17 protein-coding genes are annotated in these 15524 nt (G+C 65.7%); 2 read left to right on the forward strand and 15 right to left on the reverse strand.

The window, feature by feature from the left end:
- Positions 1–108: 108 nt before the first annotated feature.
- From RDM88_RS07660 to RDM88_RS07715, 12 genes are all read right to left on the reverse strand, one after another.
- Positions 109–1770: a DAK2 domain-containing protein gene (locus RDM88_RS07660; protein ID WP_308754273.1), complete on the reverse strand. Its 1662-nt coding sequence runs from the start codon at positions 1768–1770 to the stop codon at positions 109–111.
- 36 nt (positions 1771–1806) lie between these two features.
- Positions 1807–2163 (reverse strand): Asp23/Gls24 family envelope stress response protein, encoded by a 357-nt coding sequence (locus RDM88_RS07665; protein WP_308754274.1) that lies wholly within the window; start codon positions 2161–2163, stop codon positions 1807–1809.
- Between the two features lie 61 nt (positions 2164–2224).
- A complete protein-coding gene (locus tag RDM88_RS07670) occupies positions 2225–3769 on the reverse strand; it encodes an ABC transporter substrate-binding protein (protein ID WP_308754275.1) in 1545 nt (514 codons plus the stop codon).
- 189 nt (positions 3770–3958) lie between these two features.
- Entirely contained in the window at positions 3959–4729 is a 771-nt protein-coding gene (locus RDM88_RS07675; RefSeq protein WP_308754276.1) for a TIGR00282 family metallophosphoesterase, read from the reverse strand.
- 63 nt (positions 4730–4792) lie between these two features.
- Positions 4793–5515, reverse strand: coding sequence for an amino acid ABC transporter ATP-binding protein (locus tag RDM88_RS07680; RefSeq protein ID WP_308754277.1), 723 nt, complete (start codon positions 5513–5515; stop codon positions 4793–4795).
- Positions 5502–6167: an amino acid ABC transporter permease gene (locus tag RDM88_RS07685; RefSeq protein WP_308754278.1), complete on the reverse strand. Its 666-nt coding sequence runs from the start codon at positions 6165–6167 to the stop codon at positions 5502–5504. Before RDM88_RS07685 ends, RDM88_RS07680 begins: the two co-directional genes overlap by 14 nt.
- 75 nt (positions 6168–6242) lie before the next feature.
- The gene (locus RDM88_RS07690) at positions 6243–7019 is read right to left on the reverse strand and encodes a transporter substrate-binding domain-containing protein (RefSeq protein WP_308754279.1); all 777 of its coding nucleotides are present in this window, start codon (positions 7017–7019) and stop codon (positions 6243–6245) included.
- A gap of 139 nt (positions 7020–7158) precedes the next feature.
- Positions 7159–8046 (reverse strand): RluA family pseudouridine synthase, encoded by an 888-nt coding sequence (locus RDM88_RS07695; RefSeq protein WP_308754280.1) that lies wholly within the window; start codon positions 8044–8046, stop codon positions 7159–7161.
- Positions 8030–8194 carry a hypothetical protein gene (locus RDM88_RS07700; protein WP_308754281.1) on the reverse strand — a complete coding sequence of 55 codons (165 nt, stop codon included), beginning with the start codon at positions 8192–8194 and terminating at the stop codon, positions 8030–8032. Before RDM88_RS07700 ends, RDM88_RS07695 begins: the two co-directional genes overlap by 17 nt.
- Positions 8181–8744 (reverse strand): GNAT family N-acetyltransferase, encoded by a 564-nt coding sequence (locus RDM88_RS07705; RefSeq protein ID WP_308754282.1) that lies wholly within the window; start codon positions 8742–8744, stop codon positions 8181–8183. The genes RDM88_RS07700 and RDM88_RS07705 overlap by 14 nt, the downstream gene beginning before the upstream one ends.
- Positions 8745–8812: 68 nt before the next feature.
- Positions 8813–9016 (reverse strand): 50S ribosomal protein L31, encoded by a 204-nt coding sequence (rpmE, locus tag RDM88_RS07710; protein WP_101551254.1) that lies wholly within the window; start codon positions 9014–9016, stop codon positions 8813–8815.
- Between the two features lie 135 nt (positions 9017–9151).
- Positions 9152–10861: a phospho-sugar mutase gene (locus RDM88_RS07715; RefSeq protein ID WP_308754283.1), complete on the reverse strand. Its 1710-nt coding sequence runs from the start codon at positions 10859–10861 to the stop codon at positions 9152–9154.
- A gap of 430 nt (positions 10862–11291) precedes the next feature.
- Between RDM88_RS07715 and RDM88_RS07720 the strand changes: the two genes are divergently transcribed.
- Positions 11292–11861 (forward strand): manganese efflux pump MntP family protein, encoded by a 570-nt coding sequence (locus tag RDM88_RS07720; RefSeq protein ID WP_308754284.1) that lies wholly within the window; start codon positions 11292–11294, stop codon positions 11859–11861.
- A gap of 110 nt (positions 11862–11971) precedes the next feature.
- On the forward strand, positions 11972–13510 hold the full coding sequence (locus RDM88_RS07725) for a YifB family Mg chelatase-like AAA ATPase (protein WP_308754285.1): 1539 nt from the start codon (positions 11972–11974) through the stop codon (positions 13508–13510).
- Positions 13511–13564: 54 nt separating this feature from the next.
- Here RDM88_RS07725 and RDM88_RS07730 read toward each other — a convergent pair whose 3' ends face one another.
- The 3 genes from RDM88_RS07730 to RDM88_RS07740 all read right to left on the reverse strand — a co-directional run.
- Entirely contained in the window at positions 13565–14389 is an 825-nt protein-coding gene (locus RDM88_RS07730; RefSeq protein WP_308754286.1) for an HAD family hydrolase, read from the reverse strand.
- A gap of 4 nt (positions 14390–14393) precedes the next feature.
- Entirely contained in the window at positions 14394–14936 is a 543-nt protein-coding gene (locus tag RDM88_RS07735; protein WP_308754287.1) for a nucleoside deaminase, read from the reverse strand.
- The coding region (locus RDM88_RS07740) for a putative PEP-binding protein (protein WP_308754288.1) at positions 14936–15524 on the reverse strand (589 nt) is incomplete at its 5' end. The genes RDM88_RS07735 and RDM88_RS07740, both read right to left, overlap by 1 nt.

The raw sequence follows: 15524 nt of genomic DNA on the forward strand, positions 1-15524 counted from the left end.
AAGCCGAGCGGGATAATGAGCTGGGAGGCCACGGCGGTGATTGCCGCGAACATTGCGGCGAGCACCATCCGGGTGACTTTCTGATGCCGCATCACAAACGACCCCGCGTCATTCGACCGAAATGATGAAGTAGTAGACCGGCTGCCCGCCCTTGATGAGGGCCACCTCGACGTCGTCGGGCAGCTTGTCGGCCACCGCCTCGCGCACGCTCTCGGCCAGCCCGTCCTCGATCTCCTCGCCGTAGAGCAGCGTCACAAAGCTGCTGTCCCGGTGGGTGAGGGCCTTTGCCAGCCGCACGACCGCGCGGGTGAGGTCCTTTTCGGTGAAGGCGAGCCTGCCGTTTTCCAGCGCGAGCAGCTCGCCCTCCCTGATCTTGTGCCCGTCGAAATCGCTGTCCCGCGCCGCGAAGGTCACCTGCCCGGTCCCGACCCGCTCATACGCCTTCTGCATCGCGAGCTGGTTGGCCGTCGGGTCGGCGTCGGGGTCGAAGGCGAGCATCGCCGACAGGCCCTGCGGGATGGTGCGCGTCTGGAGCACCACCACCCTGCGGTCGGCCAGCTTGGTCGCCTGCTCGGCGGCCATGATGATATTCTTGTTGTTGGGCAGCACGAAGACCGTCTTGGCCGGGGTCGCGTGCACCGCCGAAAGGATGTCGTCGGTCGACGGGTTCATCGTCTGGCCGCCGCTCACGATGTTGTCGACGCCGAGGTCCTCGAAGAGCTTCTGGACCCCTTCGCCCGCGGCGACCGCCACAAAGCCGTACTCCCGCGACGGGTCGACCGCCGCATATTTGAAGCCGGCGTCGCTCTCCGGCTCGACGACGCTCGCCTTCTGGGCCTCGTACTGCTCGCGCATGTTTTCGATTTTCAGGCTGGTGAGCTGCGCGCCGTTGGTTCCCGCCTTTTCGAGTGCCTGGCCGGGATGGTCGGTGTGTACGTGGCATTTGATGATGTCGTCGTCGTCGACCACCACCACACAGTCGCCGATCGATTCAAGGAACGCGCGCAGATCCTGCGGGTCGATCGAGTCCCCCGTCTTTTTGACGAGAAACTCGGTGCAGTAGGTGTGAGTGATCTCCCCCACGTATTCGCCCGCCGCGTTGCGGTCGGGATGGATCGAATCGCTGTCGGCGGGCTTCTCCTCGCCCGGCTCAATGCCCGGGCGGCCGTGGAAGACCTCGGACATGCCCTCGAAGACGACGATCAGCCCCTGTCCGCCCGCATCGACGACGCCGGCTTTTTTGAGCACCGGCAGCAGCTCGGGGGTCTCGGCAAGCGCCTCGCGGCCGGCGTCGAGGATGATATCCCAGATCTCCTCGGTCGTGGTATCGGCGTGAAGCTCCTCGCGCGCCCGCATCGCGGCGACGCGCGCCACGGTGAGGATGGTGCCCTCGGTGGGCTTCATGACCGCCTTGTAGGCCGACTCCACGCCCTTTTCCAGCGCGCGCACGATGTGCTCGGCGTCCGCCTCGGTCTCATTTTTGAGCCCGCGGGAAAAGCCGCGGAAGAGCAGCGAAAGGATGACGCCCGAGTTGCCGCGCGCGCCGCGCAGCAGCGCCGAGGCGCACACGTCCGCCACGCGGGAAACAGTCGCGTCGTCGGGGATGCGCTTGAGCTCCCGCCTGGCCGCCGAGGCGGACATCGACATGTTGGTTCCCGTATCGCCGTCCGGCACCGGGAAGACGTTGAGCGCGTCGACCGCCTGCCGCTGGTTGGAAATGTTGTTTGCTCCCGAGATAAACGCATCCCTGAGCATCCGTCCTGTAATCACGATCTTATGACCCCCATCTCAGAAGTTTTGCATCCGTTATGCGTTCTCGGTTTTCATCGCGTCGACGAAGACGTTGACCTTCGCCACGTCGAGCCCGGTGGCCTGCTCCACCGTATAGCGCACCCGGTTGACGATGCTGCGGGTGACCGCCGCGATATTCATGCCGTAGATGACCACGATGTGCAGGTCGACGATGAGCCCGCCGCCCGAGGTGCGCACACGCACCCCTTCGTCGGGGGTCTTCTTGCCGCGGATGGCGGCGCGCAGCCCCTGCGCGGGGGAACTGACCATGCCCACGACGCCGAAGCACTCGGACGCCGCTTTCCCGACAAGGTTGGAAAAATACTCCTGGGAGATTTCCACCGTGCCGTACTGGTTCTCGATGCTGATCAAAACGAAAAACCTCCATTCTATACTGCCGGCGCAATGTTACGGAATCATGCGGGGTAAAATTCTACCATTCCATTATATTATAGAAAATATCCTGCTCCGTTGCAAGGATTTCCGCCTGGAAGGCCCGTTCAAACGAAACCGCCCCCTGCCGGAAGACGAGCGGGATAAAGGGCGTCTGGACGGAGAACGCCTCGCAGAGCGCCTCCACGCCGGTTCCGGACGCGCGGTAGGCGCGCGCCAGGTCACTCAGGTACTCGCTGTAGGGGGCCGCGTAGCCGAGGGCCCCGCCGTTTAAAAGCAGGGAAAAATCCATGTTGTCCATCAGCCGCGTCTCGCCGATATAGAGATCGTAGTTGTAGCCCGCGAGGCTCGACTGGTACTGGGAAAACGACTGGGACACGACCTCCACCCTGATCCCCAGCCGCGCGAGCTGTTCGGCGATCAGCGCGGCAGCCGCGTTGCGCGCGGCGTTTTCGCTGTTCACGAGCAGGCGCAGGGTGACGGGCGCGCCGTAGCGCAGCCGCCAGCCGTCGTCGTCCTTCTGCCGCAGCCCGAGCCCGTCGAGCAGCTCCCCGGCACCCGTCAGGTCGCGCGGCGCGGAAAGCTCGATCGGCTCCATGCGGTAGAAGTCGGGGTTCAGCGGGTACATCGTCGCCCGCGCGCGGGAGATGTACGCCTTCTGCACCAGCTCGTCGCGGTTGACCGCCAGCGAGAGCGCCTGCCGGAAGGCGGGCTCCGCCAGCAGGCCGCGGCTCCCGTTGATCCCGACATAGACGAGGTTGTTGAGGGAGACGGGCGCGCTCTGGGCGGAGAGGTTCGAGAGCTCGGGGTCGCTCAGGTCGGAGTAGACGAGATCCACATCCCCCGTGCGCAGGCTGAAGCCGAGCGCGCCCGGGTCGGACACCCCCACCAGCAGCACCCTTTTGATATCGCCCGCCTCCTGCCAGTAGAGGGGGTTCTGCTCAAGGATGACCCCCTGCCGCCAGGTGCCCGAGACATAGTACTTGCTGACGCCGACGGGGAAATTCTCACCCGCCGTGCCCTCCTTGACGATCGGGAAGGAGAGCAGCGCGGGGAAATCCGCATCGGCGGAATAGAGCCGGAAGACGACGTCGCCGTCGCCGTTGACCGAGCACCCCGACACGTTCTGGAGCATCTGCTTCCAGTTGGAGTCGGAGGCGATCGCGGTCGTGAACGAGTAGATGACGTCCTTGCCGTCCAGCCGGGTGCCGTCCCAGAAGAGCGCGTCCCCGCGCAGCTTCACGACGTACTGCCTGCCGTCCGTCTGCGTAATCTCCCGCGCCAGCTGGTTTTCCGGTCGCCAGGTCTTATCGGGCCGGGTGAGGCTGTCGTAGAGCAGCGGAACGAGCTGCCGGTTGAGCTGGGAGGTCATCGTATAGGGGTTGAGAGTGTCCGAGGGGTCGTAGGCCACGCGCACCTCGTCCCCGACGGACGCGGCGGGTTCCTCAGGCTCCGTCCCGGACGGGGCCGGCTCCTGCAGCTGCCCCGTGATATCCACCTGCTGCTGGTCGCTCAGGTCCACGGGGGCGCATCCGCCCAAGAGGACCGCCAGCGCCGCCAGCAGCGCAAAAAAACGCTTTTTCATCCTGCACTCCAATGCCATCGTCCCGGCGGCCGGCGGCCGCCCAACGGATTCCACGCCATGTAAATCCTAAATATTATACCCCATAGGCCGTGCAATTTCAACGCAGCTTTGTGAACATTCCTAAAAAACACAAAAATCCCCGCGGCCGGCAGGGCCGCGGGGGCTTATTCTCCGGTTTTCAGCTTTTGGTCAGGGGACCCGGATCCGCTCGATCCGCTCGACCTTCCCGGGCGTCTTCCCGAACACGAGCAGCACGCCGCACAGCTCGACCTGCCCGGGGTCGTTCTGGAAACGCACCGGCAGCCCAGTGCGCAGCCGCTCGATCGCCCGTTCCTTCTCCACACCGAGGATCGAGTCCCGTCCGCCGCACATGCCCGCGTCGGTGATATAGGCGGTCCCCTGCGGCAGCAGCCGCTCGTCGGCGGTCTGCACATGGGTGTGGGTGCCGATCACCGCGGACACCCGGCCGTCGAGGTAGTGGCCGAGCGCGAGCATCTCCGCCGTCGCCTCCGCGTGGAAATCCACAAGGATGTTGGGGCAGTTGATCCCGGAAAGCAGCGCGTCCGCCGCGTCAAACGGGCTCGCGAGCGGCGGGTCCATGTAGACGCGCCCCTGGAGGTTTACCACCGCGAGCGGGAAGGCGGGATTGTCGTGGAGGAACCACCCCTTCCCCGGCGCGGACGGATGGAAATTCGCGGGCCGCACGATGCCGTTCCCCTCCTCGAGCAGGTCGTACACGTCGCGGCGGCGCAGCGCATGGTTGCCCGTCGTGAGCACGTCCACCCCGCTCGCAAAGAGGTGCTGGGCGCTGTAGGGGGTGATCCCGTTGCCCTCGGCGGAATTCTCCCCGTTGGCGACCACGATCCCGGCGGACAGCTCCTTTTTCAGCCCCGGCAGCTCGCGGCGGACCTTTTCACAGCCCGCCTGTCCCACCACGTCCCCCAAAAACAGTACGTTCATAGTGCCTCCATCCAGCGAAAATCCCGCAGGGGCGCGCGGCGCCCCTGCGGTCAGTCGGTAATCCTATAGAATCTTGGACAAAAAGTCCTTCGTGCGCGGGTTGCGCGGATTCGCGAAGAACTCCTGCGGCGTGTTCTGCTCGAGAATCTGCCCCTCGTCCATAAAGAGCACGCGGGTTCCCACCTCGCGCGCGAAGCCCATCTCGTGGGTGACGACGACCATTGTCATCCCCTCCTCCGCGAGCTGGATCATCAGGTCGAGCACCTCGCCGACCATCTCGGGGTCGAGGGCGGAGGTCGGCTCGTCGAAGAGCATCACGTCGGGATTCATCGCCAGCGCCCGCACGATCGCGATCCGCTGCTGCTGTCCGCCCGAAAGCTGGCTCGGATAGGCGTCCGCCTTTTCCGCGAGCCCAATGCGGTTTAAAAGCTGCATCGCCTTCTCCTCCGCCTCGGCGGGGGTCATGATCTTGAGCTTGACGGGCGCAAGGGTGATGTTCTCCCTGACCGACAGGTGCGCGAAGAGGTTGAACTGCTGGAACACCATGCCCATCTTCTGGCGCAGGCGGTTAATGTTGCACTTGGGGTCGCAGATATTGGTCCCCTCGAACCAGATTTCGCCCCCCGACGGCTCCTCGAGCCGGTTGAGGCAGCGCAGGAAGGTGGATTTGCCCGAGCCGGACGGCCCGACGACGACCACCTTTTCCCCCTTGTTGATCGTCTCGTTGATGCCGCGGAGCACCTCGAGACCCTTGAAAGACTTGCGGAGATCTTTAACCTCGATCACTGCGCGCCAGCCTCCTTTCCAGCCGTGCGAAGAGGCTCGACAGCCCCAGCGTCAGGCAGAGATAGATCACCGCCGCGGAGAGCAGCGGCACCCACGCGTTGAAGGTCGCGTTGCGGATCATGTCGCTGGCCTTGGTCAGATCCATGAGCGCGATGTAGCTGGCGACCGCCGTCTCCTTGATGAGCACGACGAACTCGTTGGTGTAGGTGGGGAGCACCGCCTTGACCGCCTGGGGGATCACGATCGACCACATGGTCTGCGCTCTGCCCAGTCCGAGCGACCGGCCGGCCTCCGTCTGCCCGACCGGGACCCCCTGGATGCCCGCGCGGAAGATTTCCGCGCAGTAGGCGCCCGAGTTCACGCCGAAGCTGACGATCGCGATCGCAAGTTTCGGCATGCCGGTCGGTGCGAAGAGGATGAAGTTGAAGATCATCAGCTGGGTCACCATCGGGATGCCGCGGATGATCGTGATGTAGGCCTTGGCGATTCCGCCGAGGACCCGGTTGCCCGACACCCGCATGAGCGCCATGACGGCGCCGATGATCGTGCCGATCACGATCGCGCCCAGGGCGATGATGATCGTGTTGCCCAGGCCCTCGAGGATCAGCTTCCAGCGGTCCATGGCAATCAGGTTTTGATAGATCGCATGCATTGGCGTTCCTCCCTAAACAGGAGCGGGGCGGGGCCGAAAGGCCCCACCCGGCATCCCCGTTTCCATACTTAATGCTTATTTGCGGACGATGACGACCTGCTTGGAGGAGTAGTAGGGCTCGGAGAAGTCGACGCTCTGACGGCGCTCCTCGGTGGCGGTCATGCCGGCGGCGACAAAGTCGATCGTGCCGGTGTCAAGCGCGGAAAGCAGGCTGTCGAACGCCATGTCCTCGACCTGGAGCTTCCTGCCCATGTCCTTGGCGACGTTCTGCGCCATCGAGATGTCGAAGCCGACGATCTCGGAGCCCTCGGCGTACTCGAAGGGCTTGAAGGCCGCGTTGGTGCCCATCTTGATCACATCGCCCGAGGTCTCGACGTTCTCGGGGACCTTGATCGCCTCCTCGCCCTCGGCGGGCATGAAGGCGTTCACAAGCGCCTCGTAGGAGCCGTCGCCCTGCATCCGCGCGATCGTCGCGTTGATCGCGTCAAGCAGCTCGGTGTTGCCCTTCTTGACGGCGATCGCGTACTCCTCGGGCTCGAGGTTGAAGTCGATGATCGTCAGGTCGTCGTTCTGCGCGACGATCGATTTGGCCGGGAGCTCGTCGAGCACGACCGCGTCGAGCTTGCCGTTCTTGAGGTCGAGCGCCGCGTCCATGCCGGACTTGTAGCTGCCGAGCTGGGCGTCGGCGACGCTTTCCTGCACGTAGATTTCTCCGGTGGTGCCCGCCTGGACGCCGATCTTCTTGCCGTTCAGGTCCTCGACCGTGTTGATGGCGACCTGCGCCTTCTTGCCGCACGCCGCGAGGGAAAGCACCATCAGGGCCGCGAGGGCCAGAGCCATTGCCTTTTTCATTTTCCGTTCCTCCCAATCTGATCCCGCGTGTGTCACGCGGGCGCTGTTCTGTATATCGTGTTATAATTATACATCCGTTCCCCTATTTTGCAAGGGGTTTTTTCAAAAAATATGCACTCTCCGCAATTTTCATACATATTCACCATGTTTGCACACAATCGGGCGCCAACTTTTGCATATCTTTTGGGACGGGCGCGCGCACCGTGAGCAAATCCCCGCTCACCGGATGGGTGAAGGAGACGTCCGCGCAGTGCAGCGCGTGCCGCCCGATGAGGGTCCGGTCCCCGCCGTAGAGGGCGTCCCCGAGCAGCGGGCAGCCGATGTGGGCCATGTGTACACGGATCTGGTGGGTGCGCCCCGTCCCGAGGGTGCAGCGCACGAGGCTGTAGCCGGGAAACTCCGCGAGCGTCTCGTAACAGGTCACGGCGGGCTTGCCGTCCGGTATGACCCGGCGGCGCGGATCCGCCCGGTCGGGCTGCCCGACCGGCGCGTCGACCGTCCCCGCCCGGGGCTCCGGCGCGCCCGTCACGAGCGCGAGGTAGGTCTTCTCCACATGCCCGGTGAGCGCGGCGGCCGCGAAGGCGTTTTTAGCGATCACCACCGCGCCCGACGTGTCCCGGTCGAGCCGTCCCATCAGCCGGCAGACCGCCTCCTGCCCCCGCTCTCGGCAGTCGCGCGCGAAGACGTTGGCAAGCGTCCCGCTCTGCATACCGCGCACCGGATGGCAGGCCATGCCGGCGGGTTTCGCGTAGACGGCGATGTCGTCGTCCTCGTAGAGGAGCGGCACGGACGGCGTGCCGTCCGGTTCCGCCCCGCCCATGCCGTCGCGCAGCGTGATCGCCAGCCGGTCGCCCGCCCGCAGTCGGTCGATCGTGCGGGCGCGCGCGCCGTTCAGGAGGATGCCGTCCTCCTTCGTCTTGAGGGAACGCACGAGCGTATAGGAGCACCCCGCCTCCCCGCGCAGGAAATGGATGACCTTGCGCCCGTCATAGGCGGGCGGCACCGTGAATTCAAGCCTCCGCGCCATCGTCCCCGGCGCTCCGCCCCGGCCCGGTGTAAACGGTGTTGCCGTCGCCGCAGACGATGCCCGCCTTGATCGGCGCGATCAAAAATCCGGCCACCATGCCAATGCATAAAAATGCAGCTGCCCACAAGAATTTTTCAGATTTCCGCATAAATATTCCCTCTTTTCCGTTTCATCGATTCAAAGCGTTCCCTGGTAATCCGGTAGATGAGATGGGGCATTTCCTTCCCGCGGTAGATTTTCACGAACTCCCCCTCCTCCTCCATGCCGAGCGCGGCCGCGACCCGGCGGGAGGAGGCGTTCTCCGGGCGGATGTCGGCAACCGCCTCGGACGCGCCGAACACTTCGAAGATATGCCGCACACAGGCGGCCGTGCCCTCGCGGGCGAAGCCTTCCCCCCATCGGTCCTGGCGGAGGATGTAGCCGACGCTCCACGCCATGCGGTTCCCCACCGGCTCCCACACCGGGCCGATCGTGCCGACAAAGTCCCCCGTCGCGCGCTCGACCGCCGCGAGGTGGCCCGCGCCCTCCCGCGCGCAGCGCGCCCGGCTGCGGGCGATCCACTCCCGCACCTCATCGCCGCTGAAGCCGTGCTCCCACGCGTACATCACCCGCGGGTCGCCGAGGATTTTCCGCAGCGCGAAAAAGTCGGCCTCCTCCAGCGGGCGCAGGAGCAGGCGCTTTGTCTCAATCCCGGTCATGCCGCGCCCCCTTTCGGATACAAAAAACGCAGCCGCATCAATGCGGCTGCGCACTTTGCAGCAAGCAGTTACTTGTCCATGCCAAAACGCTTTTTGAACCTGTCGACGCGTCCGCCCGTATCAACCAGCTTCTGACGGCCGGTGAAGAAGGGATGGCACTTGGAGCAGATTTCAACGCGGATGTTCTCCCGCGTCGAGCGCGTATGGATCACTTCGCCGCAGGCGCAGGTGATCGTCGTATCCACATACTTGGGATGGATTCCCTCTTTCATTTGTTTCACCTCTTTCTGACATCGGAGATAGATGCCATAAATGCAACATTAAAACTATACCACACGGCTCCCGCGATTGCAAGCGGTTTTTTGCGGAAACCGCAGGATTTTGCGGATTTTCCCTATTTTGCCCGCTCAGACGCCCATGATGCGTTTGACGTCCGCGTCCATCGCGGCGGCGCGCGCGTCGATTTCAGCCATGTCCCTGCCGACGACCGACAGGTAAAGCTTGATCTTCGGCTCGGTGCCGGAGGGGCGCACGATGGCGGTGCAGCCGTCGGCGAGCGCATATTCTAGCACGTTCGATTTGGGCAGGTCGATCGGCGAGGTCTTCCCGCCGCAGATGGAGACGGAACGCTCGTAGTCGCTCACGCAGGTCACCTTCTGCCCGGCGATCTCGGCGGGCGGATTCTCCCGCAGCTTCTCCATCATGCCGGCCATGATCTTCATGCCCTCTGCGCCCTCGAACTGGAAGTTGGAGACGCTCTCGCGGCAGATGCCGAACCGCTTGTAGAGGTCGCCGAGCGCGTCGACGAGGCTCATGCCCCTCTGCTTATACCAGGAGGCCATCTCGACGATGAGCATCGACCCGACGACCGCGTCCTTGTCGCGGACGTAGGTGCCCGACAGGTAGCCGTAGCTCTCCTCGAAGCCGAAGAGGAACCGCTCGGGATGTCCGGCGGACTCAAGCAGCGCGATCTGCTCGCCGATGTATTTGAAGCCGGTCAGCACGCTGCGCACCTCGACGCCGTAGGCCTTGCCGATCATCTGGGTGAGCTTGGTGGAGACGATCGTCGTCACCGCGACGGGGTCCCTGGGCATCGTGCCGTTTTCGGCACGGCAGCGGCAGATGTAGTCGAAGAGCAGCGCGCCCACGTGGTTTCCGGTGAGCAGGGTGTAGTCCTCCCCCTCCTTCACCGCGATGCCTACCCGGTCGCAGTCGGGGTCGGTGGCGAGCATGAGGTCCGCGCCCGTTTCCCGCGCGAGTTCGAGCCCCTTGGCGAGCGCCTCCTTGATCTCGGGGTTCGGGAAGGGGCAGGTCGGGAAGCTGCCGTCGGGGTGCTCCTGCTCGGGCACGACGGTCACGTCCTCGGCACCGATCGCGGCGAGCACGCGGCGCACCGGCTTGTTGCCCGCGCCGTTGAGGGGGGAATAGACGAGCTTGAGGCCCGCCTTTTTGCAGACGCCCGGGTTGACCTGCTGGGCGAGGACGTTGTCGATAAAGCGGTCGACGACCTCCTCGGGGATGTAGGAGACGATTCCCGAGGCGAGCGCCTCCTCGAACTTCATCGTCTTCGCGCCGGTGAGCACATCGAGGCTGTTGATCTCTTTGAGGACGGCGTCGGCGGCGTGCTCGGTCATCTGGCAGCCGTCGCTGCCGTAGACCTTGTAGCCGTTATATTTGGCGGGGTTGTGGGAGGCGGTGACCATGATGCCCGCGTCGCAGCAAAGCTCGCGGGTCGCGAAGGAGAGCGCCGGCACGGGCATCAGCTCCCGGTAGATCGACACCCGAACGCCGTTGGCGGCCAGCACGCCCGCCGCTTCCCGGGAGAAGAGGTCGGATTTGATGCGGCTGTCGTAGGAGATCGCGACGTGCGGCTCCTCCGACTGGGCGAGCAGGTAGTTGGCGAGGCCCTGGGTCGCGCGGCGGATGGTATAGATGTTCATGCGGTTGTTGCCCGCGCCGATGACCCCGCGCAGCCCCGCGGTTCCGAAGGCGAGGTCGCGGTAAAAACGGTCGAGGATTTCGACGTCCCGCCCCTTGATCGACTGAAGCTCCGCGGTCAGGTCGGGGTCCTCAAGGGGAGCGGCCAGCCAGCGTTCATACAGCTCGGTATGGTTCATATAACTTCCTCCCGTCACATATATACTTTCATGGGGACTGCTCATTTTCCTGTTATCATGATACCCGTACAGGCTGTCAAAGTCAACCGATTACTGGGGAGAAATGGAAGTCCCGGAAAAAATTCTCCCAAAACGCCTTCCGGCACTTGCAACGGGCGGACGGGCGTGTTATACTGGGCTAAGATTTCCGCATGGGGGAGTAGTTTGCGCGCGTACCGGCGCGTGGCAAGTCAACACAATGGCCTCACGGCCTGGCTTGCCTGAAAGAACAAGACTCATGGACGGGCCCGAAAAGCCATGTCCGTGGGTCTTTTGCTTTGCCGGGAGCGGACCCCGCGGGGTCCGGCCGCCGTCAAGGGGGGCGTCCGCGGGCCCGGGGCGTATTTGCGTCCGGTCCGCTGTCAACAAACATGGCAAGGGGGATATTCCTATGGGAACGCCGACACTTTTTCTGATTGCGCTGGGGCTGTCGATGGACGCCTTCGCGGTATCCATCTCCAACGGCATGTGCTACCGGGGCTTCGGCCGGAAGCAGGCGGCCGCCGCCGCCTTTTCCTTCGGCCTCTTCCAGATGCTCATGCCGATCATCGGCTATCTCGCCGGGCGGACCTTCAGCGGCGCGATCTCCGCCGCCGACCACTGGATCGCCCTCCTGCTGCTCGGGTTCATCGGCGGGAAAATGATTTTAGACGGCGTCCGCGAGCTGCGCCATCCCGGGGGCTGCTCGCCCGACCACCTCTTCACCCTCAGGGTCCTCTTCATGCAGGCGGTGGCCACGAGCATCGACGCGCTCGCCGTCGGGGTCGGCTTCGCGGTCATGCAGGTCAATATCGTCACGGCGGCGGCCTTCATCGGCGTGGTGACCTTCCTCTGCTGCATCGTCGGCGCCATGCTCGGCAGGCAGTTCGGGCTGCTGCTCGGCAGCCGCGCGCAGGTGCTCGGCGGGGTCATCCTCGTGGGCATCGGGTTGAAAATCTTCGCCGAGCACATGTTCGGCTGATCAAATCCATCCTCTTTTCGACCCGTTTCGACAAAATTTGCCGAAACGGGTCGATTTTGTTTTTCCAATATGGTATCCTTTTCCTATCAGACTAGGGGAGGAACGCCGCCATGCTGTCCACGATCCAAAGCCTTGGGATTCTGGGAATCGATCCCTACCCCGTCACCGTCGAGGTAAACGTCGCGCGGGCGATGCCCGCCTTCGACATCGTCGGCCTGCCCGACGCGGCGGTGCGCGAATCGCGTGAGCGGGTGCGCTCCGTGCTCGCCAACTGCGGCTTCCCCTTCCCCGACGGGCGCATCGTCGTCAACCTCGCGCCCGCCGACGTGAAAAAGGCGGGCTCCCTCTACGACCTGCCCATTCTTGTCGGGCTGCTCGCCGCGCAGGGGCTCCTGCCCGAAAACGCCCCGCCCGCGGATTCCGCCTTCATCGGAGAGGTCTCCCTCTCAGGCGGGCTGCGCCGGGTGTGCGGCGTGCTGCCCATGCTGCTCGGCGCCGCCGGGACGGGAATCCGCCGCGCCTTCATTCCCGCCGCCAACGCCGCCGAGGCTTCGGCCGCGCGGGGAATCGAGGTCTTCCCGGTCGGCTCCGTCGGGGAGCTTGTCGCCCACCTGCGCGGGGAGCGGGACCTCCCGCCCGCCGGGATGGTACGGTTCGGCGGCGGGCCGCAGCCGCCCATGCCCGACTTCGCCGACGTAAAGGGGCAGGGCCCCGCCAAACGGGCGCTCGAGGTCGCGGCGGCGGGCGGGCACAACCTGCTGATGATCGGCGCGCCCGGCACCGGCAAGAGCATGCTCGCCAAACGGCTGCCCTCCATCCTGCCCGGCATGACCGAGGAGGAGTCGATCGAGACGACGAAGATCTATTCCGCCTGCGGGATGCTCGCGCCCGACCTGCCGCTCATCCGCACGCGGCCCTTCCGCGCGCCGCACCACACCGTCTCGCCCGCGGGACTCTGCGGGGGCGGCACGGTGCCCCGCCCGGGCGAGGTGTCCCTCGCCCACAACGGCGTTCTCTTCCTCGACGAGCTGCCCGAGTTCCAGCGGCAGGCGATGGAGGCCCTGCGCCAGCCGCTGGAGGACGGCGTCCTCACGATCGCGCGGGCGGGCGCGCGGCTGAGCTATCCCAGCCGCTTCATGCTCGTGGCCGCGATGAACCCCTGTCCCTGCGGTTATTTCGGCCACCCCACCCGGCGCTGCTCCTGTCCGCCCTCCCGTGTGTCCTCCTACCTGGGGCGGGTGTCGGGGCCGCTGCTCGACCGCATCGACCTGAACGTCGAGGTCTCCCCCGTCACCTATGCCCAGCTCTCCGCGCGGCGGGACGCGGAGGAATCCTCCGCCGAAATCCGCCTGCGCGTCCAGGCGGCGCGCGAACGCCAGAACGCCCGCTATGCCGGAACCGGCGTCTCCTGCAACGCCCGGCTCGACCCGTCGATGCTCGCCGAATCCTGCCCGCTCGACCCCGAGGCGGAACGGATGCTCGGGCTGGTGTTTGAAAAGCTCGGCCTCTCGGGGCGCGCCTACGACCGCATCCTCAAGGTGGCGCGTACGATCGCCGACCTGGACGGGAGCGAACGCATCCGCGCCCCCCACCTCTCCGAGGCGGTGCAGTACCGCTCCCTCGACCGCAAATTCTGGAACCGCGGATAAGCTGTGAACGCACGGCGCCCCCGCCCCGGAAACCCCGGGACGGGGGCGCATTTTTTACCGCGCCGTGTAAAGGGTCTCGAGCGCGTGCGCGAGCGGGTTTTTCCCGCAGCGCGCGGTCAAGCGCGCGTCCGGCAGCCTGCCCGAGATCGCCGACCCCTCCGGTACGAAGGGATGGCCGCAGATCTCCAGCATGGAGAGGTCGTTTTCCTCGTCCCCCAGCGCGAGGGTCCCCGCGAGGGAAATCCCCTCGCGGCGGCAGTATTCCCGCAGGGCCGCGCCCTTGGAGACGTTCACGCCGCAGAGGTCGACGCAGCTCCCGCTCGACGTGACCAGCCGCACCCCCTCCATCCTCCCGGCGAGCGCCCTCAGCTCCTCCGCCGCTTCGGAGGGGGCCCCCGGGAGCAAAAGGTCTGCGATCTCCCGTCCGCCGAAATCCGCGCTGTCCCGGCAGTAGACGGGCGCGCGGCGGAAGCGGGGTCCGCACCGGGAAAAATGCGCTTCGTAAAAATTCTCCGCCTCCCACGTCCCGGCCAGCAGGATCGCGTCGGCGGTGTAGGCCGCGTAGGGCGCGCCGAGCCGGTCGAGCAGGCGGCATGCCCGGTAGGCATCCTCCCCGGGCATATATTCGATCGCATGGTAAGTTCCGGCCTGGAAATCATAGACCGCCGCGCCGTTCATGCAGATGGCCGTAGGATGGCATCCCGCCAGATGAACCGGCCACTCCGCGATGTGGGGATGCCGCCCCGTGACGGCGACCACCCGGACGCCGGCGGCGGACAGCGCGCGGATGGCGGCGCGGTCCTCCTCCCCCGGCAGCCCGTCGGGGCCGAGCAGCGTCCCGTCCAGGTCGGCCGCGACACATTCGAGCGCGCCGGCCATCCCCTTACTCCCCATCCGCGGGAGCTTCAGCCTGCGCCCCCGCGCGGCGGGGCTCCCCGGCCCCTCTCCTTTGCGCCATCCCGGTTTCCCTTTCCTTTCCGCGCTGCGCGCGTCCGGCACGCACCTGCGCGGCGCACGCCTCGTCGAGGATGCCTCCCTCCACCAAAATCCCCATCTCCGCGTAGCTTTCCGCGGTTTTGACGAGGAGCGCCGGAAAATCCGGTGCGGCGGAACCGATGTAGAACTCCCGGATGCCCGCCTGCACCATCGCGGCGGCGCACATCGGGCAGGGCCGGTAGTTGCAGACGAGCAGATAGCCCGTCAGATCGTTTCTCCCCAGTTTTGCGCAGGCCTCGCGGATGAGCACCATCTCGGCGTGCGCGCAGGGGTTCTGTTCGGTGTTTTCGCGGTTGCCGTCCCGTACGAGGACACGGCCCTCCCGGTCGGCGATGACGCCGCCGTAGGGGTCGTCCCCCCTTGCGAGCGCGGCCGCCGCTTCCTCCATCGCCATGCGCACGAGCGCTTCGGCCCGTTCCCTTCCGAGCATCACTCCACCTCCCCGAGCGCGCGGGCAAGCGCGGCCCGCGCTTGCTCCAGATCGAACGACCGGACCCGTTCGCGCGCCTCCGGCAGCGCAGCGGGCGACATCGAAAGCTCGGTGATCCCCATCGCGAGATAGAGCGGGATGAGCGCCGGGTCGGCGGCCGACTCTCCGCATACCCCCGTCCAGATGCCGTTTTTCCGGGCGTTCTCCGCCGCCAGCTTCATAAGCCGCAGGACGGCCGGGTCCGCCGGGCGGTAGTATCCGGCGATCCGCTCGTTCATCCGGTCGGCGGCCAGCGTGTACTGTGTGAGGTCGTTGGTGCCGATGCTGAAGAAATCCGCCTCCCGCGCGAGCTGGTCGCTGAGGATGGCCGCCGCGGGCGTCTCGATCATGACCCCGACATCCACGGAGCCGGTCTTCGTCCCTTCCGCCGTGAGCTCCGCGCGCGCCTCTCCGAGCAGTTCCCGGGCACCGCGCAGCTCCCCCGGAGAGGCAATCATCGGGAACATGACCGCGAGCCTCCCATGGACGGAGGCGCGCAGCAGCGCGCGCAGCTGCACCAGGTAGGTCTCCGGCTCATCCAGGCAGTAG

The organism is uncultured Anaerotruncus sp. (genome assembly GCF_902490045.1).
Lineage (GTDB): Bacteria > Bacillota > Clostridia > Oscillospirales > Ruminococcaceae > Anaerotruncus.